This is a genomic window from Rathayibacter sp. AY1F8, assembly GCF_002932165.1.
Classification (GTDB): Bacteria; Actinomycetota; Actinomycetes; order Actinomycetales; family Microbacteriaceae; genus Rathayibacter.
Genome location: NZ_PSVB01000002.1, coordinates 47,085 through 68,265, shown reverse-complemented (window position 1 = coordinate 68,265; position 21,181 = coordinate 47,085). Strand labels below are relative to the sequence as shown.

The window sequence follows — 21,181 nt, the reverse complement described above, 5'->3', positions numbered from 1 at the left end:
AAGTAGAAGACAGGAGTCGCGCGCCGGAGCGCGGACCGCGACCAGCCTAGCCGGGGCGGGCGGCGAGCGGTCGGGGCGACGCGTCCGCCCTGGGCGGACTCCCTGCCTGGGCACGGGGAGGGCCCCGGAGCGGATGCTCCGGGGCCCGGGGTCGGATCTCAGCCGGCGGCCTGCTCGGCGAGCTCGTCGGCCTCGTCGCCGAGGCCGATGACGCCGTAGTCCCAGCCCTTGCGGCGGTAGACCACGCTCGGGCGGTTCGTGTCGGAGTCGATGAAGAGGTAGAAGTCGTGTCCGACCAGCTCCATGTAGTCGACGGCGTCGTCGACGGTCATCGAGACGGAGGCGAAGACCTTCTTGCGGATGACGACGGGGCAGTACGGCTCCTCGACCTCGTCCTCCACCGGCTCCGGCGCCTCCTGCACGGGGATGACGCCCGTGCTCAGCTGCTCCAGCACCGCCGCGTCGGCCGGCTGGATGGCGACGACGCTGAAGTCGTCGGCGGCCGCGTCGCGGAGCGAGGTCGGCCGATGCTGGCCCCGATGGACCTTCTTCCGGTCCTTCGCGCGTCTCACCCGTTCGAGCAGCCGGCCGATGGCGACGTCGAACGCCGCGTACTTGTCGGCTCCGCTCGCCTCGGCCCGGACCACGGGCCCCTTGCCGATCAGCGTCAGCTCCACGCGGTCGCCGCCGGCCGAGCCCTTGCCCTCGGCGTGCCTGCTCGCCTTGATCTCGAGTGCGAGAGCACGATCGGCGAGGTGCGCCACCTTGTCCGACTTCTCCGTCGCGTACGCGCGGAAGCGATCGGTGATGTCGATGTTGCGTCCTGTGATGTCGATGTCCATGACAACCTCCCAGTCGAGTACGGCGTGCCGCCTTTCTCCGGGGCGGACCGTTCACGCCGTGCCCCCACCGTAGACCCCGGCCACCGGATCGTCACCGGGAGTTCGTCCGGATTCTGCTGCTACGTTCCCTCTTCGTTGCGCGGTGCCGGCCAGGGCCGCCGCGGCCCGGACCGTCCCGCCGGCCGCACGCACGGCGCGCCGGAGCTCGAGCAGGGTCGCGCCGGAGGTGACCACGTCGTCGACGAGGACCACCGGCGGCCACGACGAGAGCGGACGGCGGGCGCGGAACGCCCCGTCGAGGTTGCCGCGCCGCTCGATGCGGCCGAGCCCGACCTGGTCGCGGACCATCCGCGACCGCCGGAGAGGACGCACCGCCCGCCCTCCCGACGCGGCGACCAGCTGCGCGACGGGATCGGCGCCCCGCCGCACGCGGCCGAGCCAGGAGCCGGGCGGGACGACCAGGATCGCGGGGCTGCCGGCGAGCGCCGCGCCGAGGGCCGGACGCAGCAGCGCGCCGAGCGGGGCGAGGCAGGCCGTGCGGCCCTCCTCCTTCAGCGCGACGACGAGGCGGCGCACCGTGCCCTCGTAGGGGGCACCGGTGACGACGAGGAGCGGATCGTCCGGCGGCCCGACGACGCGGGTCAGCAGGCAGGCCGAGGCGGCCGCGTCGGCCGAGCAGTCCGGACAGGGCGCCCGGCTCGTCGGCTCTCCGCAGGCTGGGCACTCCAGCGGGAGGAGGACGGCGAGGGCGTCGAGCAGGTGATCGGAGAGCATGCCTCCACGTTCGCCGTCCGGGCCGCGGCACGGGGGGTGGATCCGTCGGATCGGGACGATCCGCCTGCCCGACGCGCCTGGGGAGGAGCATCCGGAGCGCGCCGCCGTCGGAAGGGCTCGTCGCCGCCGACAGGACCGGTCAGGACCCCATGCCGGTCTGCGCCGCGAGCAGCCGGATGTCCGTCGCGGTCGTCTGCCAGGCCGAGCCCCGCTGCTGCCGGAGCTCCCCGCCCTCGGCGAGGATGCGGATCTGGGTCGAGGTGTTGCCCGCGGCGATCTGGACCGTGCCCGTCGTCGTGCCGAGCGCCGTGGCGCCTCCGCCGAGCAGGTTCATCGTGACGGCGTCCTCTCCCGTCGAGCCGCGGACGACCGACACCACGTCGAGCTCGTCCGTCCAGGCCGCGGCGACCGCGGTCCCCAGGGTCGAGCGGAGGACGACCGGCTCGCCGACCGCCACCGGGTCACCGTCCCGTGAGCGGGTGATGCCGGCCACCAGCACCGTCGCCTGCTGCCCGTCCTGGGCGAGCGCCAGCATCCGGGTGCCGTCGCGCGACACGGCGATCGAGGCGAGCGACTCGACCTCGCTCCAGGCCGTTGCGACCTGCATCGAGCGCGAGCCGTCCGCGGAGTACGCCACCAGCTGCCCGGGCGAGGCCGACGGCACCGACCAGACGTACCCGAGCGGATCGATGGACGGCGCGACGAGGCCCGACCGCGCGTCGAGGAGGACGTCGGCACCGTCGGGCTCCACGAGGCTCACGCCCGCGGCGGTGAGCACGGCGGCCGATGCGTCCGAGTCGGCCCCGCGCTGCTCGCCGAGGACCGCGGCCCGCGGCTGCAGCGCCTCGATCCGATCCGAGATCCCGAGGCCGGCCAGCCCGGAGGAGCCGAGGAATCCGAAAGCGTCGTCGGTCAGCACGAGCGGCCGGGTGTCGACGCGGGGCGAGGTCGGCAGCCCGGTGACCTCGGAGGGGACGTCGATCGGGTTCTGCTCGACGGAGAGCGCGACTCCGGTGACGTTCGAGACGTTCGCGAGGCTCCGGTTCAGCTGCAGCGCCATCAGCCGCCACTGCGCCGGATCGGCCTCGAGAGCGGCCGGGTTCAGGTCCACCACGGCGCGCTGCGACTCGACCGGCACGGTCTCGGCCGCCAGCGTCGTGCCGGTCGGGAAGGCCGACACGACGGCGGCGGAGTCCCGCAGCCACGGTGTGGGGCCGCGCAGCAGCTCCGTGACGATCGTGGTGCTGGTGGAGCTGTCGGCGCGCGAGGCGAACCAGCGCAGGTCCGGCACGAGGTACTGGTATCCGGGGTCGAAGAAGTAGAGCGCGTGCGTCGAGAAGACCTGCTCGAAGGTGGTGCGGTCGATCACCACGCCGCTCGGCGGCGCGCTGATGCGCCACTCGCCGTTCTCCTGGACGAAGCCGTAGTCGAGGGTCAGGCCGGCCGTGGTGGCGACGTCGGTGTAGACGCCGGTCGCGTCGACCTCGGCGACGGGCGTGATCGTCAGCGAGAGCGTGGATCCCGACTGCGGCGAGGCGGAGCGCTGGCCCTCGTCGACCGTGACGTGCTCGCCCGGCGTCCAGTCGGCTCCGGTGGAGAGGAACTCGCGGGCGATCTTGTAGTTGTTCTGCGGGCTCGACGCGGCGTCGATGAAGCCGGTCAGGATGTCGCGCTGCGACGCACCGACGGCGGGTCCCGACGGGAGGAAGTCGTACTGGAGGTCCTGCGGCGCGGTGTCGGGCCGTCCGACTCCGACGTCGCCGTCCCGCGGGATGCCGGCGCATCCGGCCAGCCCGAGCGCGAGCAGCGCGGCGGCCGCGGCGGCGCGGAGGATGCCGCGCCTCACGGGAGCACCCCCGCGGCCCCGACCGGAGGAGCCTGCAGCGGAGGGAGGACGATCGGGCCGCTGTAGGCCTGCTCGCCCGCGTCGACCGGGGGCAGCGGGAGCGGCGAGGCCTCGATCCGCTCGCCGCGGTGCCGGGGCACGGTCAGGCGGAAGCAGGCGCCGCGATCGGGCACGGACCAGACCTGCAGCCAGCCGTGGTGCAGGGCGGTGTCCTCCTGCGCGATGGAGAGGCCGAGGCCGGTGCCGCCGAGCGTGCGGCGGCGGGACGGATCGGCGCGCCAGAAGCGGTCGAAGACGCGCACCACCTCCTCGCTGCTCATGCCGTGCCCGTAGTCGCGCACGGCGAGGGCGACCGCGCTGGCGTTGCTGTCGACGGTGACGACGACCTCGCGGCCGTCGCCGTGCTCGATCGCGTTGCCCAGCAGGTTGCGGACGATCCTGCGGATGCGGCGCGGATCGAGGTCGGCGTCGAAGTAGCCGCCCGGGGCGGAGAGAGTGAGCCGGGAGCCGTTCGCCTCCGCGATCCCGCGCATCGCCTCGATCTCGTCGCCGGCCAGCTTCACCAGGTTGACCGGCTCGAGCTCGAGCTCGGCCGATCCCGCGTCGTGGCGGGAGATCTCGAGCAGGTCGGCGAGGAGGCTCTCGAAGCGGTCGATCTGGCTGTGCAGCAGCTCGACCGTGCGCTCGGCGACCGGGGCGAAGTCCTCGCGCTGGTCGTACAGCACGTCCCCGGCCAGCTTCATCGTCGTCAGCGGCGTCCGGAGCTCGTGCGAGACGTCCGAGACGAAGCGCTGCTGGACCTGGCTGAGCGTCGCGAGCTCGCTGATCCGGTCCTGCAGGCTGTCGGCCATGCCGTTGAAGGACCGGGCGAGGGTCGCGATCACGTCCTGGCCCCGCTCGGGGATCCGCACGTCGAAGTCGCCGGCGGCGAGGCGCTGGCTCGTCTCGGCCGCGACCCGGACCGGGGCGACGACGATCCGCACGACGACCCAGCTGACCGCTCCGATCAGCAGGATGAGCAGGATCCCCGCCACGTTGAGCACCTGCTGCACGAACTGGAGCGTGCGCTCCGCGTCCGCGAGGGAGTAGCCGATGTACAGCTCGTAGCGCCCGGCCGAGCTCGGCAGCTCGAGGGTCGAGCCGACGAGGATGCCGGGCTGCTGCTGACCGGAGGCGTCGAGCGTCACCGACTGCCAGTACTGCCCGTCGGAGCCCGCCTGCACCCGCTCGCGCAGCGCGTCGCTGATCACGCCGTTCTGCAGCTCGCGGTTGTAGATGTCCTGAGGCGCCAGCGAGGACGCCTCCTGGTCGGGCGAGCGCACGACGGCGATCAGCGCGGAGGAGGAGGCGTCCCGGACGGCGGTGCGCACCGAGCTCATCACCTCCTCCATGTCCTGGCGGGTGGAGACGGTGGCGGCGTCGAGGTAGCCCTGCGCGGCCCGGGTCGCGCGCGACGTGTCGCCCGTGACCTGCGTCAGCCGCGACTGGAACAGGTTGTCGCTGATGCTGTACGAGAGGTAGACGCCGGTCGAGCCGATGGCGATGCCGCTGAGCAGGACCGTGATCGCGACCGCGCGGAACTGCAGCGACGTGCGCCACACCCCGAGCACACGGCGGGGCCACCGGCGCACGTCGGGAGCGGCGAGGCGGGGCACGGTCAGCCCGGGAGGACGGCGCCGGCGCGGTAGCCGACGCCGCGCACGGTCATCACGATGCGGGGGTCGTCCGGGTCCTTCTCGACCTTGGCGCGCAGGCGCTGGACGTGCACGTTCACGAGGCGGGTGTCGGCCTTGTAGTGGTAGCCCCAGACCTGCTCGAGCAGCATCTCGCGGGTGAAGACCTGCTGGGGCTTGGAGGCGAGGGCGAGGAGGAGGTCGAACTCGAGCGGGGTCAGGCCGATGCGCGTCTCGCCGCGGCGGACCTCGTGGCCGGCGACGTCGAGGCTCAGGTCCCCGACCTGCAGCACCGCGTTCGCGGCGGCGGTGGCGGGACGCAGGCGCGTCCTGATCCGCGCGACGAGCTCCTTGGGGTCGAACGGCTTGACCATGTAGTCGTCGGCGCCGGACTCGAGGCCCTGCACGACGTCGGAGGTGTCGGACTTGGCCGTCAGCATGATGACGGGGACACCGGATTCGGCGCGGATCGCGCGGCACACTTCGATCCCGTCGATCCCGGGCAGCATCAGGTCGAGCAGGACCAGGTCCGGCCGGGCCCGCCGGAAGGCCTCGAGAGCACCGGAGCCGTCCGCGCAGAAGGAGACGTCGTACCCGTCGGCGCGCAGGACGATGCCGATCATCTCGGCCAGGGCGGCGTCGTCGTCGACCACCAGAATGCGCGCGCTCATCGGTCTGCTCTTCCTCGTCTCGGGTCGCGCCCGCCCACGGCGCGCACGGTGACCCGACCCAGGCTAACCGACGCACCTCTCCGTGGGCCGGGAGCGGGCTCTGCGGGCGAAGGGGGTCCGCTCGGGGGAGGACCCCGCCCGCACGCCTGTGACAGCATGGAGGGGATGACCGACGCAGCTCAGTGGCCCCCGCCCGCAGGGCGTCCGGACGACGCGGCCGTCCCGGCGCAGGACGGCGACCGGCGCAGGCCGCTGCCCGCTCCCGTCGCCCCGGCCTGGTCGCCCGCGCCGCCGAGCGCAGGCCCCGTACCACCCGCTCCCGCCGGGGGCTCCTGGTCGCCCGCGCCGCCGAGCGCAGGTCCCGTACCACCCGCTCCCGCCGGGGGCTCCTGGTCGCACGCCTCCGGCGCCGGCCCCTGGTCGCCCGGTCGCCCCGCGCCCGGCTGGACTCCCCCGCCCAAGCCCGGTCTCGTGCCGCTGCGCCCGCTCGGCTTCGGCACCCTGCTCGGCGCCCCGTTCCAGGTCCTCCGCCGCAGCCCCCGCACGACCCTGGGCGTCGCCCTGCTGGTGCAGGGCCTCGGGTCGGTGCTCGCCCTGGCGGTCTACGGCCTGATCGCGGTGCTCGCCGTCGGGCGCATCGCACAGGCGGAGTCCGCCGACCGCGACGCCGTCGGCGCGGGCTCCCTCGCGGTCGTGGTCCTGGCCGCCCTCATCCCCCTCGCCGTCTCGCTCGCCAGCGGCGCTCTCGTGCAGGGCGTGGTCGTGCTCGAGGTCACCCGCGGCGTCCTCGGCGAGCGGGCGACCTTCCGACAGCTGCTCGCCCGGCTGCGGGGCCGCTTCTGGGCGCTGATCGGCTGGACGGTCCTGCAGGGCGTCGGCTACCTCCTCCTGGTGCTCCTCGCCGTGGCGCTCGCCGTGCCGCTGTTCGTCATCGGAGCGATGGACGGGACGTCGAGCGCGATCGTCGGCGGGATCCTGGTGCTCGTCGGCTCCGGCCTGGTCGCCCTCGCGCTGGGGGTCTGGCTGTCGACGAAGCTCGCCCTGGTTCCGAGCCTGATCGTCGTCGAGCGGCTGCCGCTGCGCCGTGCGGTGGCGCGCTCCTGGCGGCTGGTGGCGGGCGGCTTCTGGCGCACCTTCGGCGCGCTCGCGCTGATGACCGTGATCATCCAGGTCGCCGGCCAGATCGTGGCCACGCCGTTCAGCCTGCTCATCCCGATCGCCGGCGCCCTGATCGCCCCGACCGACCCGGACGCGCAGCTCGTCACCTCGCTCGTGGTGACGATCGCCTCCGTCGCCGTGGGCTTCGTGATCGGCGCCGTCGGCACCGTGCTCCAGTCGGCCGTGACGGGCCTGGTCTACCTCGACCGACGGATGCGCCGCGAGGGCTTCGACCTGGTGCTGATGCGCCACGTCGAGGAGCGCGCGGCGGGCCGCCCCTCCCCCGATCCCTTCCCCGTGCCGGAGCGCCCGTGATCCTCGCCGCGGCCCCTCTCGAGCCCGACGCGGAGCAGGCGCGCCGACTCCTCCTCGAGGAGCTCGCCGACCCGCGCTACCGGGCGGCCGAGCCGACCCTCTTCGACCGGGTGGTGCAGGCGGTGCGCGACTGGTTCGCCTCCCTCACGCTGCAGGGCGACGGCCCGCCGGTGCCGATCGCCGCCGTGATCGGCGTGCTGGTGCTGGTGGCGCTCGTGGTCGCCGCGCTCGTCATCGCGGGACGGCCCCGCGCCGGTCGCCGCAGCACCGTCACGGGAGCGGTGCTCGCCGACGACGACACCCGCTCGGCCGCGACCCTCCGCTCGCTCGCCGAGGCCGCGGCCGCCCGCGGGGACTGGGACGAGGCGCTCGTCGAGCGCTTCCGCGCCCTGGTGCGCTCCCTCGACGAGCGGACCGTCCTGCGGGTCTCGCCCGGCACGACCGCGCTCGGCCTGGCGTCGCGCGCCTCTGCGGCCTTCCCCTCCTCCGCCGCCGCGCTGCGCCGCACGGCCGACGACTTCGACCGCGTGCGCTACCTCGGGCAGCCCTGCGGCCCGGCCGAGTACGAGCGGGTCGCGGCTCTGGACCGCGAGCTCGCCGCGGCCTCGCCGGTCCTGGACGCCCTGGCGGCGCCCCGGTGAGCGCCGACACGGTCTCCAGCCCGACCCTCGGCGCGCTGCTGCGCCGCGGACGGGTGTGGGTGCTCCTGCTCGTGATCGTCGCGGTCGGCACTCTGCTGCTCACCGTCGCGACCGGGACCCGGGTGGCCGCCCCGGACCTTGACGTCGACAGCGCGACCCCGGACGGCGCCCGCGCGCTCGCCCAGGTGCTGCGCGATCAGGGCGTCGAGGTCGTCCGCGCCGACGACCTGGACTCCGCTCTCGCCGCCTCCTCCCCGGACGCGACACTGCTCGTCGACGACCCGGACGTGGCCCTCGACGAGGCCCAGTACCGCCGGCTCGCCCGCGCCTCGGCCTCGCTCGTCCTGGTGACCCCGGGAGGAGCCGCGCTCGACGCCCTGCTGCCGGACGTCCGCTTCGCCGGCTCCCCGGCCGGCGACGGCCCCTTCCGCGCCGAGTGCCCGCTCCCGGCGGCCGAGCGCGCCGGGACGCTCCCCGCGGGAGGGAGCACGTACCGGATCCTCGACGACGGCGACGCGGTCGGCTGCTTCCCCTCAGGCGACGACGGCTTCCTGCTCGTGAGCACCGGGTTCCCGCAGGGCGCCGACGTCACCGCGATCGGCGACGCCGACCTCCTCCGCAACGGCACCATCGGCCAGGACGGCCGCGCCGCTCTCGCACTCGGACTGCTCGGCGGTGAGGACCGGCTGGTCTGGTACCGCGCCGGAGCCGCCGACTCGGCGAGCACCACCCCTGCACCCGCCGACCTCGTCCCCGGCTGGGTGACTCCGGCTCTCCTGCTGCTGGTGGCCGTGTTCGTCGCCTCCGCCGTCTGGCGCGGCCGCCGGCTCGGCCCGCTCGCGGTCGAGCCGCTGCCGGTCGTCGTGCATGCGAGCGAGACGGCCCGCGGCCGCGCGCGGCTCTACGCGCGCGGAGCCCTGCGGCCCCGCGCCCTCGACGCACTGCGCATCGGCACCCTCCGGCGGACGGCCGCGCTCCTGGGACTCGCTCCGGCGACCGGAGTCGACGAGATCGTCGCCGTCGCCGCCGAGCGCCTCGGCCGCGATCAGGCCGCGCTGCGCCGTCTGCTCGTCGACGACCTGCCGGGCGACGACGCCGCCCTCGTCGCCGCCTCCGACGAGCTCCTCCGCTTCGAGAGCGCGCTCCGCGCAGCCCTCTCCCCGACGACCGCCCGACGACCGGAAGGCCCCTCCCGATGAGCGACACCACCCCCTCCGCCCGCGACGGAGCGCCGGTCTCCGACGACGACCTGCGCGCCGAGCTCGACCGGGTCCGCTCGGAGGTCGGCCGCGCGGTCGTCGGCCAGGACGGCGCCGTCTCCGGGCTCCTGATCGCCCTCCTCGCGGGCGGCCACGTCCTGCTCGAGGGCGTCCCCGGAGTCGCGAAGACGCTGCTCGTGCGCGCCCTGTCCGTCTCGCTCGGCCTCGACACCCGCCGGGTGCAGTTCACGCCGGACCTGATGCCCGGCGACATCACCGGCTCCCTCGTCTACGACGCCTCCACCTCCGGCTTCGCCTTCCGCGAGGGCCCGGTCTTCACGAACCTCCTGCTGGCGGACGAGATCAACCGCACGCCGCCGAAGACCCAGGCCGCGCTCCTCGAGGCGATGGAGGAGCGCCAGGTCAGCGTCGACGGGCGCACCCTGCCTCTGCCGGACCCGTTCCTCGTCGCCGCCACCCAGAACCCGGTCGAGTACGAGGGGACCTACGTGCTCCCGGAGGCCCAGCTGGACCGGTTCCTGCTCAAGCTCGTGCTCGACATCCCGCCGCGCGACGTCGAGGTGGAGGTGCTCTCGCGCCACGCCGCGGGCTTCGACCCGCGCGACCTCGACGCCGCGGGCGTGCGACCCGTGCTCGACGCCGCCCGTCTGCGCGCCGCCCAGGCCTCGGCCCGGCGGGTCGGAGCCGGTCCCGACGTCCTCGGCTACATCGTCGACCTCGCCCGCGCCACCCGCGAGAGCCCGAGCGTCAAGCTCGGCACCAGCCCCCGCGGCTCGACCGCCCTGCTCGCGGCGTCCCGCGCCTGGGCCTGGCTCAACGGCTACGGCTCGATCACCCCCGACCACGTGCAGGCGATGGTCCTGCCCGTGCTGCGCCACCGCATCCAGCTGGAGCCGGAGGCGGAGCTCGAGGGCGTCCGCACCGAGGCCGTCCTGGGCGGGATCCTGCAGCAGGTCCGCGTCCCGGTCTGAGCCGTGCACCTCACCGGACGCAGCGTCCTCGTCCTCCTCGTCGGCCTGGTGCCGGTCGTCCTCCTGGGCGGCCGCTCCGAGGTCGCCTTCGCCGTGCTCGGCCTCTGGCTCCTGGCCTGGGCGGTCCTCGTCGGGATCGACGTCGCGGTCGCGGGCTCGCCCCGGGCCGTGGTGCTCGAGCGGCGGGTGCCGGACCGGGTGCGGCTCGGCGAGAGGGCCGAGGCGACCCTCCTGGTCACGAGCACCGGCCGCAGGAGGATCACGGGGGTCCTCCGCGACGCCTGGGAGCCCTCGGCCGGTGCCCTCGAGACCCGGTCGCCCCTGCGTCTGCCGCCGGGCGAGCGCCGCGCGGTGACCACGGTCCTGGAGCCGATCCGCCGCGGCGAGCGCCGGGCACTCCACGTCACCATCCGCTCCCGCGGGCCGCTCGGGATGGCCGGCCGCCAGGCGACGCGGGCCGCGCCGGCCGTCGTCCGGGTGCTGCCCGCCTTCCGCTCCCGCCGCCACCTGCCCTCGCGCCTGGCGCGGCTGCGTGAGCTGGAGGGGCGGACCAGCGTGATGATCCGCGGCCAGGGGACCGAGTTCGACAGCCTGCGCGAGTACGTCCGCGGCGACGACGTCCGCTCGCTCGACTGGCGGGCGACCGCGCGGCGCCGGGAGCCGGTCGTCCGCACCTGGCGCCCGGAGCGCGACCGGCGCGTGATCGTCGTGCTCGACACGGGCCGCACGTCCGCCGCACGGATCGAGGACGAGCCGCGCCTGGACACGGCGATCGAGGCGTCGCTCCTCCTGGCGGCCCTCGCGGCCTCGGCCGGCGACCGGGTCGACGTGCTCGCGTTCGACCGCACCCGGCGAGCCCGCGTGCACGGCGCCACCGGCACGGAGGTGCTGACCCGCGTCGTGGACGCCCTCGCCCCCGTGCAGCCCCAGCTCATCGAGACCGACTGGGCGGCGGTGCCCGCGCAGGTGCGCACCCTGGCCTCCCAGCGCTCGCTGGTGGTGCTCCTCACCGCGCTCGACTCGGTCGGCTCGGCGGAGGGGCTCCTCGCGGTGCTCCCGCAGCTCACCCGCGTGCACACGGTCGTGGTCGCCTGCGCGCTCAACCCCGAGCTGCAGCGGATGGCGGAGGACCGGAGCGACCGGGCCGCGGTCTACTCCGCCGCCGCCGCGGAGCGCTCGCTCGCGGACGTCGACCGGCTCTCGGCCGCCGTCCGCCGTCTCGGCGGGGACGTCGTGCTCGGCAGCCCCTCCGCGCTCCCGCCGGCGCTCGCGGACCGCTACCTCGCGCTCAAGGCGGCCGGACGGCTCTGACCTGCGAGAGGGGCCGTCCTCGGTCCCGGGAGCGCTGATCGACGGCCCCGCTCCGACGGCCGCGCTCGTCCGGCTCGGCTCAGCCGGCCGCGATGCTCCGCGACCCGGCCTCGAACCGGTCGAGGTCGCCCGTCTCCCCCGCCCGCACCGCGCGCCCGCCGACGACGATCATGTAGAAGAGGAACGCGCCGAGGGCGAGCGCCCCGATCCCGATCTTGAGCCACCAGGGCCAGGGTGCCGGAGTGACGAACCCCTCGATCACGCCCGAGACGAGCAGCACGAAGACCAGGCCGATCGCCACCGTGAACAGGCTCCGCGCGTCCTCGGCGAGCGCCTGGCCGCGGGTGCGCGCGCCGGGAGCGATCCAGGCCCAGAAGATCCGCAGGCCCGCGGCCGCGGCGACGAACACGGCCGTCAGCTCGAGCTGTCCGTGCGGCGCGATGTACAGGAAGAACGTGTCGCCCTCCCCCACATGGAACATCACCGCGATCGACGTGCCGAGGTTCTGCGCGTTCTGCAGCAGGATGTACGGCACGTAGACGCCGACGATCCCGAAGGCCACGCACTGCGCCGCGATCCAGGCGTTGTTGGTCCAGACCTGCCCGGCGAACGAGGCGGCGGGGTTCTCGGAGTAGTAGTCGATGAAGTCGCCTCGGGCGAAGCGCCGCAGCTCCTCGTCGTCGCCCAGCGCGGCGAGCAGGCGCGGGTCGCCGAGGATCCAGAGCGCGTAGAGCGTCGCCACCACCGCGGTCGCGAGGGCGACGGCGAGCGTCAGCCAGCGCAGCCGGTGCAGAGCGGCCGGGAGCGAGAGGACGACGAAGCGGGAGACCGCGGCGAGCGGCTCGTCTCGCGTGCCGGTCAGGCGTCCCCGAGCCCGCGAGAGCGAGACGGCGAGCCGAGTGCCGACGGCTGTCGATCCGGCGGTGGAGGAGATCGTGGCGAGGTCCGCGGATGCCGCCTGGTAGCGCTCGATCAGCTCATCCGCCTCGGCTCCGGTCAGGCGGCGCCTGCGCGAGAGCTCGTCGAGGCGGGTCCACTGCGCAGCGCGGGCGGCCGAGAGAGCGTCGATGTCCATCTCCTGACAGGATAGCCAGGCACGCCGCCGAGGCCGAGCATCCGGGAGGAGCACCGTGGAGGAGCAGCGCACCGAGTTCGACGACGCCGACCTGGTCACCGGCGAGGCGATCGCGCTCGAGGTGCCCGTCACCTCGTTCGTGCTCCGCGCGGTCGGCGCGATCATCGACCTGATCGCGGAGCTCCTGCTCGCGCTGGGCCTGTTCCTGCTGGTCTCCTCCCTCTCCGGGGACGGCGGCCTGGACCCCGCCGCCTCGGCCGCCGTGGCGATCGCGGCCCTCGTCATCGCCGTGGTGATCGTGCCGGTCACCGTCGAGACGGCCAGTCGCGGCCGCTCGCTCGGGAAGCTCACCGTCGGCGCTCGCGTCGTCCGCGACGACGGCGGTTCCATCGGCTTCCGGCACGCCCTCGTGCGCGGCCTCACCGGCGTCCTCGAGATCCTGATGACCTTCGGCGGGCTCGCCGCGGTCGTCGGCCTCCTCTCGCGCCGATCGCGCCGTCTCGGCGACGTCCTCGCGGGCACGCACAGCCAGCTCGAGCGCGTTCCCCGCGCGGAGCCGCTGGTCGTCGAGATCCCGGAGCCGCTGCGGGGCTGGGCCGTCACGGCGGACACCGCGCGCCTCCCCGACGCACTGGCGCGCCGACTGGCGCAGTTCCTCCGTCAGCGCCACGGCATGACGGAGCCCTCGCGCTCGCAGCTCGCCGCCGCGCTGGCCGACGAGACCGCGGTCCACGTCTCCCCGCTGCCCGCCTCGCCCGCGGAGGACTTCCTCCTCGCCGTGGCCGCACTCCGCCGGGCGCGGGAGGAGCGCGCCCTGCTCCTGTCCGACCAGCGCCTCGAGCGGCTGGCCCCCGTGCTCTCGAGCACGCCGCGCGGCTTCCCCGAGCGGCCCTGACGCGCGCGGCAGCGGCTTAGGCGGGCCCCGCGCCGTAGCGGACGGTCTCCCAGCCACGCGGGACGAGGAGCCGCCGGTCGTGCTCGGCGCAGAGGTCGTAGCCGTGCGGATCCGGCGCAGGACTCAGCGGCCCGACCGCCACCAGCGAGTCGCGGTAGTCGTAGGTCAGCGTGACGACGGCCTGCGCGCGGCAGCCCGTCCGCGAGCAGTGCCGTCCGGTCATCGCCGCCCACAGTAGCAATAGGCTGGAGCCATGCCCCGTGCTCGTCGTTCCGCCGCTCGCCCGACGAGCGGGTCGCGCGGAGGCTCCCGCGACCGGCACGGCCGCGGCGCACGAGGGCCGATCACCGGTCCGCACCTCCCCCTGCTGCAGACCCGCTCCGACTTCTTCGAGGCGACGATCGGCTCGGCCTTCGACTACCTCCGCGGCACCTGGCCGGAGGAGCTCGTCGGCATCCGCGTCGACGTCGCGGCGACTCCCGACGTCGACCCCGACCGGCTGCAGGGCACGGGCATCGCGCGGTGGCGCGTCGACCACGCCGCGCGCCGCATCACGCTCTACCGCGTGCCGATCGAGCGCCTGGCGAAGCTGCACCGCCGCGACGAGTGGCACCAGCGCATGCTGATCGAGAGCTACGTGTTCCGCGCCGTCGCGGAGCTGCTCGGCCGCGACCCGTGGGACATCTCCCCGGACCGCTACCGGCACCCCTGAGGCGCCAGCAGCTCTGAGGCGCCGGCAGCTCTGAGGCGCCGGCAGCTCTGAGGCGCCGGGACCGCTGAGGCGCCGGCACCGCCGAGGCGCCGCCGCCCCGCGTCTCAGTGCGAGTAGACCGTGATCGGCGAGGAGAGCGGTCCCGGCGGGACGATCGTGTACGAGGCGATCCGCCCGTCGCGCGCGATCGAGACCGAGGCCTGCACCGGCTGGGTGCTGCTGACGACCGCGCCGTCGCCGTCCAGCGGGGTCGCGAGAGCCGCGAACGGGCCGAGCTCGAGCGTGCGGGTGCCGCCCGGGGCCTCGATCTCGACCGAGGCGGTCGAGTCGCTGCCGTTGACCAGGTGCAGTCGCGCGTCGCCCTCGCCCGTGCCGGCGACGCCGAAGGGCGTCGTGGTCGCGGTGCCGGAGGCGAACCAGGCGAAGTCCGTGCCGGCCGAGCCGGTCGAGGTCGTCCGCCCCGCCGCGACGATCGGCTGATCGGCCCGCAGGACGATGCGGTAGGAGCCGTCCGCCAGGCCCGTGAGCGGGACCTCGCCGACGAGGCCGGCGGGGACGACGACCTGGGTGGAGGCGCCCGACCCGCTCGGGTCCTCGTTGGTGACCTCGACCGAGACCGTGCTGTCGGCGTCGCCGGGGGTGAGGATGCGCAGCACGGGGCTGCCCGCGCCACCGCTGCCGTCGTCGCTCGCGGTCTCGGCCGGAGGCGACGTGACGGTGAAGCCGGCGATCACGGCGAGCGTGTCCGGGCCGGCGGAGGGGCCGGTGGTCTCGACGCCCTCCGGGGTGAGCCCGGAGATGGCGCTGCTCTGCATGCTCGCGGCGACCTCGCCGCCACGGGCGGTCACGTGCACGACGGGCTGGACGACCCCGGGGGCGAGCCCCGCGAGCGGGAGCGCGCGGACCGCTCCGGCCGGAACGACGATGCCCGTGGCGCCGGTGGCCTGGACGGTGCCGGTCTCGGAGAAGAGCGTGAGGTCGACGGTGGAGGCGACCTCGCTCGGGTTCGCCAGGATCAGCACGGAGGTGCGCCCGACGTCGGTCGAGCCGGCCACGAGCCAGCTGTCGGCCGAGGGCTCGGCGCAGGCGCGGGCGGACAGTCCGGAGAGGGTGTCCGTGCCGATGGCCTGGTCGGTGGCTCCACCGGGAGCGGGGTCGGAGCCCGCGGGCACGCTCAGACCGGTGATGCCGGTGCCCGGTGCGGCGACATCGTCCTCGTCGAGGACAGTGGGGTCCGAGGTGGAGCCCTCGGGCCGGACCGCGGTCGCCGCGCCGTCGAGGGCGCGCAGCTGCTCCGGCTCTCCGGCGTCGATCAGATCGCCGCCGCAGACCAGCGAACTGTCGGCCGCGACGGGCGTCACGACGACGCCCTCCGCGGCGCTCGAGACCAGGGGGGACGGGAGGAGCTGGGGCACGACCACGGCGGCCGCGGCGATCACGACTCCGGCCGCGCCCACCGCGCCGCGCAGGGCCGTCCGGCGCCGACGGGCGGCCGAGGGTGCGCGATCGGGCGTCGAGGCCGCGGCGCGATCGGCGCGGCGCTCCGCGCGGGAGCGGCGGGCGGAGGACTCGGGCATCTGCTTCTCCTGGTCGGCGGGGTCAGACATCGTCGTTCCCGTCGTCGAACTGGCCGGTGGCCTCGCCCGGCTCGTCGTCGATCCCGGCGACCGCGCCGCTGGAGCGGCCCCGCTCGAGCGAGAGCCCGGTGGGCACCGCCAGCAGGAGAGCGACGACGAAGACGAGGAGGAGGGCGATCGTGTAGGCGATCCCGAAGGGCCCGACCACGCCGGACGGAGCGGCCTCGGTGCGGGTCCCCTCGGTGTCGACGGCCGTCCAGAGGAGCCCGTAGCGGGTGTCGCCGACGGCCGAGAACGCCGCGTTGCCGTCGAGGGAGACGGCCGCCCGCGCGCGCACGGCGGCGGCCGCGTCGCCGACCTGGGTGCCGGCCGGCTCGGTCAGCACGACGAAGCGCACGCCGAGGCTCTCGAGCACGGAGGGGACGTCGTAGCCCGTCCGCGAGACGAGGTTGCCCGCCAGCTCGTCGATCGCGTCCGTGCTCTCGGCGCCGGTGTTCGCGAGGGTCGACTGCTGGTCGAGGGTCGCGCCCGCTCCGCGCTCCAGCCGGGCGAGGACGCCGCCGTCCGCCTGCGGGACGAGCACGATCGTGCCCACCCGCGGGTCGTTCCGGGCCTCGGCCGCCACGTAGGCGGGGAGCGAGCGGTCCGACGTGGTCGACACGGACGTGCCGGCGCCGAACGGGAAGGCCACCGCGAGCGGACCGACCAGTGCTGCTGCCGCGGCCGTGACGACGAGCGCCGGCACCACGCGCACGGAGCGCACGGCGGCGAGCGAGAGCGACGCGCCGATCACCAGGCCGAGCCAGTAGAGGCTGAGACCGGTACCGCTCCAGACGGAGACCGCCTCGGAGCCGGTGGTCGCGACCTGCACGCCCTGGGCGAGCGAGGCGGTCACGAGACCCGCCGCCGCCACGCCGACTCCGCCGAGGGCCGAGAGGTTGTTCGGGAGGAGGAGGGCGGCCAGCGCCGCGACGATCAGCGGCACGACGAGCACGGCCGTGACCAGCGGGGCGGCGGAGGCGCCGATCCCCAGACCGCCGAGGAACGCGAGCCATCCGTCGGGCAGACCGGCCGGGAAGCCGGCGAGCAGCGCGACGAGGTCCGACTGCGCGGAGGGCAGCGGGACGCCCGGATCTGCGAGGACGCCGAGCCAGTCGCCCCGCGGTGCGCGGGCGACCACCAGCGGGAAGAGCAGGACGGCCGCGGGGATCGGCAGGCCGAGGAAGCGGCCGATCCGCCGCCCCGAGGTGGCGACGACGACGAGCCAGATCACCAGGAGCGGCACGGCCAGCACCGGTGCGCACGCCACGACGGCCGCGGCCAGGATCGAGGCGCTCGCGGAGGCGGACCAGGAGCGGTACGCGCCGAACCCGGCGAAGAAGAGCCAGGGAAGGAGCACGTGCACCAGCAGCGGGGCGGGGCGCCCGTCGGCCTGCGCGGCGAAGAAGGCGGGAGCGAGGATGTAGACGAGGGCTCCGGCGGCGCGGGCGGTCGCGCGCGGGGTGAGCCGCGCGATCATCAGCCAGGCGCCGAGGGCGGCAGCGGGGAGCGCGACGAGATAGAGCAGCACCATCGAGTAGCTGGGCGACCAGAAGGTCAGCGAGCCGAGCACGGCGAGGACGGCGGCGAACGGGTCCGCCGCGCCGATGAACCCCGAGCCGAGGTCGCGCCAGCCGTAGGCCGCGTTGCGCCACAGCTCGCCGACGGTCGGCGAGAGCGTCAGCAGACCGCCGCCGCTGAGCGCGGGAGCAGCGAGGAGCGGCGTGTAGACCACCAGGCCGGCGAGCGCGGCCATGAGGACGACCCACACTCCCCCGCCCTGGAAGAAGTGCAGCGGATGGCGGTCCCGCCCGGCCTGCACGCGCACGGCGTCGTGGCGCACCGAGCGCAGCTGCCGCACCACGTCCAGCGGGATGCGCAGCGGCGCGACGGCCTTCCAGCCCACGTTCTTCGATGAGCGGAGAACGGTGCGGGCCCGCAGCACCTTCGTCCCCCCGAAGGCGACGACGAGGGCCGCCAGCAGCTCCCCTCCGACCAGCCCGGGCTGCTTGCGCAGCAGGCGCACGACTGCGCGGCCGATCGCCAGGGGGACGAGCGAGAGCCAGTGCAGGAGGAGGAGCGCGACGGGCGCGTAGGCGAGCCGGCGGTGCAGCTGCGCGGTGCGGTGCTGGCGCGCGCGGCGCCGCTCCCCGCTGTCGATGCGGCGGCCGTCGGGGCGCTGCAGCCCGATGCGGGCGGTGGTGACGCGGGCGTCCGGCACGCGGCTGACCCGGTGCCCGGCGAGCCGGGTGCGGATCGAGAAGTCGAGCGCGTCGTCGACGACCGGCAGGCCGGGGTCGAATCCGCCGAGCTCCTCCCAGAGGGAGTGGCGCACGAGCATGCCGCCGGCGGCGACGGCCAGGACGTCGGGCGTGGAGTCGTGCTGGCCCTGGTCGAGCTCGTCCTCGACGAGGTGGACGGTCGTGCCGTGCTTGGTGATCGACTCGCCGTAGCTGCGGATGTAGCCGGAGCGCGTCCAGTCCATGATCTTGGGGCCGGCGACCGCGACGGAGGGGGCGACCTCGACGGCTCCCAGCAGCGCCGCGAGGGCGCCGGGCTCGGGGGCGGAGTCCTGCGCGAGCAGCCACAGCCACTCGTCCTCTCCGGCCGGCGGCTGCATCACGCGGACAGCGCGGGCCACGGCCTGGCCGAAGGGGAGGTGCTCGGCGACCTGCACGAGCTGCGTCGGACCCCAGGACGCGAGGAGCTCGTCGGTCGTGTCCTTCGAGCCTCCGTCGACGAACACCGTCGCGTCGGGCTGACGGGTCTGCGCCCGCAGGGCCGCGAGGGTTCGTTCCAGATAGGCCGCGCCGTTGCGCGCGACGAGGACGGCGGTGACTCGTGGATACATCGCGGACCACCCTAAGCGATGCCGCCGCGCCGCCCGCCTGCGGCTCGCCGCCCCGTCGGTCGGGTCGCGGTGAGGAGGGGCTAGGCCCGGCGGCGCAGCTTCCGGCGCTCGCGCTCGGAGAGGCCGCCCCAGATGCCGAAGCGCTCGTCGTTCTCGAGCGCGTACTCGAGGCACTGCGCCCGGACCTCGCACGAGGTGCAGATCTTCTTGGCGTCGCGGGTCGAGCCGCCCTTCTCGGGGAAGAAGGCCTCGGGGTCGGTCTGCGCGCACAGCGAGTCGACCTGCCAGGAGAGCGCGCCCCCCGGCGCCTCGGTCGCGGTGTCGATCCCGGGTCGGACCCCGGGCACGCCCAGACGGACCGGATCGACGAACCAGTCCTCGGGGACTCCGGAGTGCTGTTCCGGAAGCGTCATGCCGTCTCCTACCCCGCCTGCGAACCGATGATCGGCGGCCGCTCCTCCCGGAGCCGCTGCCTAGGTAATTACAGCGGTGTCATTCGCTCAGGTCAAGTCGCGGACCATAAACCCTCAACCCGCCGTGGAGGGTTCATGACACACCGGCGTGTCGCGAACGTGAGATCCGATCAGGCGGTCGCGGCGCTCCGTGCGCGCCAGGCGCTCTCCACCATCTCGGCGACCGTGTGCCGCATCTCCCAGCCCAGGTCGCGGGCCGCTGTCGCGCCGGAGGCGACGATGCGGGGCGGATCACCCGGCCGCCGCGGGGCGACCTCCGGCGTGAAGGCGATGCCGGTGCTGTCGGCGATCGCGCGCATGATCTCCCCGACGGAGGCCCCGGATCCGCTGCCCAGGTTGTAGACCGGGTCGATCGGCTCGCCGGCGGCCAGGCGGCGCGCCGCGGCGACGTGCGCGAGCGCCAGGTCGGCGACGTGGATGTAGTCGCGGACGCAGGTGCCGTCCGGCGTCGGGTAGTCGTCGCCGTTGATCCGGGGCGTGCGGCCGTCCAGCAGAGCCTCGAAGACGAGGGGGAAGAGGTTGTGGGGGCTGGTGTCGTAGACGTCCGGGTAGCCGGACCCGACGACGTTGAAGTAGCGCAGGGAGGCGTGCCGGACGCCGTGCGCCCGCCCCGCGTCCGCGAGCAGCCACTCGCCGATCAGCTTCGACTCGCCGTAGGGCGACTCCGGGCTCTTGGGGGTGTCCTCGGTGACGATCTCGACGTCGACCGCGCCGTAGACGGCAGCGCTCGAGGAGAAGACGATCGAGGAGACCCCGGCGCGCTCCATCGCCGCCAGCACGCGCATGGTGCCGGTGACGTTCTGCTCGTACGTGTGCAGGGGGCGCTGCACCGAGACTCCGGCGTACTTGAACCCGGCGACGTGGACGACGCCCTCGATGTCGTGCTCGGCGAGCACGCGGTCGAGCAGGGCCTCGTCGAGGATCGAGCCCTGGTGGAACGGGACGCCCTCGGGCACGAACGACGCGTGCCCCGAGGAGAGGTCGTCGAGGACGACGGGGTCGATGCCCTGCTCCGAGAACGCGCGCACCACGTGCGCCCCGATGTACCCGGCTCCCCCGGTGACCAGCCATGCCATGTGGATCCTCCTCGGTGCGGGCCCGCGACTCCGCGCGCCGGAAGACACCCTAGCGGCGGGGATCGACAGCGTGGATAGGCCGGATGACGACGGGTGGCGATATCCTGCCACCGTGCTCCGCTCCGTCGCCCTCCTCGCCCTGCCCGGCCTCGCGCCGTTCGAGCTCGGGGTCGTCTGCGAGGTGTTCGGGATCGACCGCGGCGCCGACGGAGGTCCCGCCCTCGACTTCCGGATCGCCACTCCCGATCCGGGCCCCGTCCGGACGAGCCTCGGATTCGACCTGCTGATCGCCGATGGTCTCGACGCGGCCCGGGACGCGGACCTGATCGCCGTCCCCGCCCACGGCCGCGGGCCCGCCGACGAGCGGGTCCTCGACCTCCTCCGCGAGGCTCACGAGCGCGGCGCGTGGATCCTCAGCGTCTGCAGCGGGGCCTTCACCCTGGCGCAGGCGGGCCTGCTCGACGGCCGGCGCGCGACCACCCACTGGATGCACGCCGCGGAGCTCGCCCGGCGCTTCCCCTCCGTCACGGTGGACCCCGAGGTCCTCTACGTGCAGGAGGGGCGCATCGTGACGAGCGCGGGCACCGCGGCCGGCATCGACGCGGCGCTGCACGTGGTGCGCGAGGAGCTGGGCGCGACGGCGGCGAGCGTCGTCGCCCGGCGGATGGTCGTGCCCCCGCAGCGCCACGGCGGGCAGGCGCAGTACCTGCGGACCCCCGTTCCCGAGGCGCGCGCGGACTCGCTGGCCGAGGTCACCGAGTGGATGCTGGAGCACCTCGACGAGGACCTCTCGATCGAGGCGCTGGCCCGTCGCACCCTGATGGCCCCCCGCACCTTCGCGCGCCGCTTCCGGGCCGACCTCGGCACGACTCCGCTCGCCTGGCTCACCCGCCAGCGCCTCCTCCGGGCGCAGGTGCTGCTGGAGGAGACGGAGCTGACCCTCGAGGCGGTCGCCGCGCGGGTCGGCTTCGGCACGGCCGCGGTGATGCGCCACCACTTCACGCGCGTCCTGCGGACCACGCCGGCGGCCTACCGCCGCACGTTCGCCGCCTGAGCGGCCG

General features: G+C 74.9%; 19 protein-coding genes. 8 read left to right on the top strand and 11 right to left on the bottom strand.

Annotation, left to right across the window (positions count from 1 at the left end; genetic code table 11):
* Window positions 1-158: 158 nt before the first annotated feature.
* From hpf to mtrA, 5 genes are all read right to left on the bottom strand, one after another.
* Complete coding sequence (hpf, locus tag C5C35_RS01955) at window positions 159-842, bottom strand: ribosome hibernation-promoting factor, HPF/YfiA family (RefSeq protein ID WP_104224131.1); 684 nt, start codon at window positions 840-842, stop codon at window positions 159-161.
* A 51-nt stretch (window positions 843-893) separates the two neighbouring features.
* Window positions 894-1,616 carry a ComF family protein gene (locus C5C35_RS01950; RefSeq protein WP_104262444.1) on the bottom strand — a complete coding sequence of 241 codons (723 nt, stop codon included), beginning with the start codon at window positions 1,614-1,616 and terminating at the stop codon, window positions 894-896.
* Window positions 1,617-1,755: 139 nt separating this feature from the next.
* Entirely contained in the window at window positions 1,756-3,462 is a 1,707-nt protein-coding gene (locus C5C35_RS01945; protein ID WP_104262443.1) for an LpqB family beta-propeller domain-containing protein, read from the bottom strand.
* Window positions 3,459-5,117 (bottom strand): MtrAB system histidine kinase MtrB, encoded by a 1,659-nt coding sequence (gene mtrB / locus C5C35_RS01940; RefSeq protein ID WP_244229464.1) that lies wholly within the window; start codon window positions 5,115-5,117, stop codon window positions 3,459-3,461. Before mtrB ends, C5C35_RS01945 begins: the two co-directional genes overlap by 4 nt.
* A gap of 2 nt (window positions 5,118-5,119) precedes the next feature.
* Window positions 5,120-5,806, bottom strand: coding sequence for an MtrAB system response regulator MtrA (mtrA, locus tag C5C35_RS01935; protein ID WP_104224133.1), 687 nt, complete (start codon window positions 5,804-5,806; stop codon window positions 5,120-5,122).
* Between the two features lie 165 nt (window positions 5,807-5,971).
* On the opposite strand from mtrA, the gene C5C35_RS01930 reads away from it, so the two are divergent.
* From C5C35_RS01930 to C5C35_RS01910, 5 genes are read left to right on the top strand one after another with little or no spacing between them, the layout of a single operon-like run.
* Window positions 5,972-7,279: a hypothetical protein gene (locus C5C35_RS01930; protein ID WP_146084551.1), complete on the top strand. Its 1,308-nt coding sequence runs from the start codon at window positions 5,972-5,974 to the stop codon at window positions 7,277-7,279.
* Entirely contained in the window at window positions 7,276-7,920 is a 645-nt protein-coding gene (locus C5C35_RS01925) for a DUF4129 domain-containing protein (RefSeq protein WP_104255252.1), read from the top strand. Before C5C35_RS01930 ends, C5C35_RS01925 begins: the two co-directional genes overlap by 4 nt.
* Window positions 7,917-9,119, top strand: coding sequence for a DUF4350 domain-containing protein (locus C5C35_RS01920; protein WP_104262442.1), 1,203 nt, complete (start codon window positions 7,917-7,919; stop codon window positions 9,117-9,119). Before C5C35_RS01925 ends, C5C35_RS01920 begins: the two co-directional genes overlap by 4 nt.
* Entirely contained in the window at window positions 9,116-10,111 is a 996-nt protein-coding gene (locus tag C5C35_RS01915) for a MoxR family ATPase (protein ID WP_104224137.1), read from the top strand. Before C5C35_RS01920 ends, C5C35_RS01915 begins: the two co-directional genes overlap by 4 nt.
* A gap of 3 nt (window positions 10,112-10,114) precedes the next feature.
* On the top strand, window positions 10,115-11,422 hold the full coding sequence (locus tag C5C35_RS01910) for a DUF58 domain-containing protein (protein WP_104262441.1): 1,308 nt from the start codon (window positions 10,115-10,117) through the stop codon (window positions 11,420-11,422).
* Window positions 11,423-11,501: 79 nt separating this feature from the next.
* Here C5C35_RS01910 and C5C35_RS01905 read toward each other — a convergent pair whose 3' ends face one another.
* Entirely contained in the window at window positions 11,502-12,497 is a 996-nt protein-coding gene (locus tag C5C35_RS01905; RefSeq protein WP_104232803.1) for a stage II sporulation protein M, read from the bottom strand.
* 55 nt (window positions 12,498-12,552) lie between these two features.
* Here C5C35_RS01905 and C5C35_RS01900 point away from each other — a divergent pair, with 55 nt between their 5' ends.
* Entirely contained in the window at window positions 12,553-13,392 is an 840-nt protein-coding gene (locus C5C35_RS01900; protein ID WP_104262440.1) for an RDD family protein, read from the top strand.
* Window positions 13,393-13,408: 16 nt separating this feature from the next.
* Here the strand turns inward: C5C35_RS01900 and C5C35_RS01895 are convergent, their stop codons facing one another.
* Complete coding sequence (locus C5C35_RS01895) at window positions 13,409-13,615, bottom strand: DUF3499 family protein (protein ID WP_104224141.1); 207 nt, start codon at window positions 13,613-13,615, stop codon at window positions 13,409-13,411.
* Between the two features lie 30 nt (window positions 13,616-13,645).
* Here C5C35_RS01895 and C5C35_RS01890 point away from each other — a divergent pair, with 30 nt between their 5' ends.
* Window positions 13,646-14,104 carry a metallopeptidase family protein gene (locus tag C5C35_RS01890; RefSeq protein ID WP_104262439.1) on the top strand — a complete coding sequence of 153 codons (459 nt, stop codon included), beginning with the start codon at window positions 13,646-13,648 and terminating at the stop codon, window positions 14,102-14,104.
* A gap of 104 nt (window positions 14,105-14,208) precedes the next feature.
* Here C5C35_RS01890 and C5C35_RS01885 read toward each other — a convergent pair whose 3' ends face one another.
* The 4 genes from C5C35_RS01885 to galE all read right to left on the bottom strand — a co-directional run bounded on the left by C5C35_RS01885 (window position 14,209) and on the right by galE (window position 20,120).
* The gene (locus tag C5C35_RS01885) at window positions 14,209-15,711 is read right to left on the bottom strand and encodes a DUF5719 family protein (protein WP_146084549.1); all 1,503 of its coding nucleotides are present in this window, start codon (window positions 15,709-15,711) and stop codon (window positions 14,209-14,211) included.
* Entirely contained in the window at window positions 15,704-18,571 is a 2,868-nt protein-coding gene (locus C5C35_RS01880; protein WP_104262437.1) for a glycosyltransferase family 2 protein, read from the bottom strand. Before C5C35_RS01880 ends, C5C35_RS01885 begins: the two co-directional genes overlap by 8 nt.
* Before the next feature lie 80 nt (window positions 18,572-18,651).
* Window positions 18,652-18,984, bottom strand: coding sequence for a WhiB family transcriptional regulator (locus C5C35_RS01875; RefSeq protein WP_104224145.1), 333 nt, complete (start codon window positions 18,982-18,984; stop codon window positions 18,652-18,654).
* 170 nt (window positions 18,985-19,154) lie between these two features.
* A complete protein-coding gene (gene galE / locus C5C35_RS01870; protein ID WP_104232806.1) occupies window positions 19,155-20,120 on the bottom strand; it encodes a UDP-glucose 4-epimerase GalE in 966 nt (321 codons plus the stop codon).
* A gap of 112 nt (window positions 20,121-20,232) precedes the next feature.
* Here galE and C5C35_RS01865 point away from each other — a divergent pair, with 112 nt between their 5' ends.
* Window positions 20,233-21,174 carry a GlxA family transcriptional regulator gene (locus C5C35_RS01865; RefSeq protein ID WP_104262436.1) on the top strand — a complete coding sequence of 314 codons (942 nt, stop codon included), beginning with the start codon at window positions 20,233-20,235 and terminating at the stop codon, window positions 21,172-21,174.
* Window positions 21,175-21,181 lie beyond the last annotated feature (7 nt).

Excerpts from the sequence above, each read along its gene's own strand:
- mtrA (WP_104224133.1), bottom strand. The coding sequence starts at position 5,806 with ATGAGCGCGCGCATTCTGGTGGTCGACGACGACGCCGCCCTGGCCGAG.
- C5C35_RS01905 (WP_104232803.1), bottom strand. The coding sequence starts at position 12,497 with ATGGACATCGACGCTCTCTCGGCCGCCCGCGCTGCGCAGTGGACCCGC.
- C5C35_RS01875 (WP_104224145.1), bottom strand. The coding sequence starts at position 18,984 with ATGACGCTTCCGGAACAGCACTCCGGAGTCCCCGAGGACTGGTTCGTC.
- C5C35_RS01950 (WP_104262444.1), bottom strand. The coding sequence starts at position 1,616 with ATGCTCTCCGATCACCTGCTCGACGCCCTCGCCGTCCTCCTCCCGCTG.
- C5C35_RS01890 (WP_104262439.1), top strand. The coding sequence starts at position 13,646 with ATGCCCCGTGCTCGTCGTTCCGCCGCTCGCCCGACGAGCGGGTCGCGC.
- hpf (WP_104224131.1), bottom strand. The coding sequence starts at position 842 with ATGGACATCGACATCACAGGACGCAACATCGACATCACCGATCGCTTC.
- C5C35_RS01880 (WP_104262437.1), bottom strand. The coding sequence starts at position 18,571 with ATGTATCCACGAGTCACCGCCGTCCTCGTCGCGCGCAACGGCGCGGCC.
- C5C35_RS01915 (WP_104224137.1), top strand. The coding sequence starts at position 9,116 with ATGAGCGACACCACCCCCTCCGCCCGCGACGGAGCGCCGGTCTCCGAC.
- C5C35_RS01895 (WP_104224141.1), bottom strand. The coding sequence starts at position 13,615 with ATGACCGGACGGCACTGCTCGCGGACGGGCTGCCGCGCGCAGGCCGTC.
- C5C35_RS01930 (WP_146084551.1), top strand. The coding sequence starts at position 5,972 with ATGACCGACGCAGCTCAGTGGCCCCCGCCCGCAGGGCGTCCGGACGAC.
- C5C35_RS01885 (WP_146084549.1), bottom strand. The coding sequence starts at position 15,711 with ATGTCTGACCCCGCCGACCAGGAGAAGCAGATGCCCGAGTCCTCCGCC.
- galE (WP_104232806.1), bottom strand. The coding sequence starts at position 20,120 with ATGGCATGGCTGGTCACCGGGGGAGCCGGGTACATCGGGGCGCACGTG.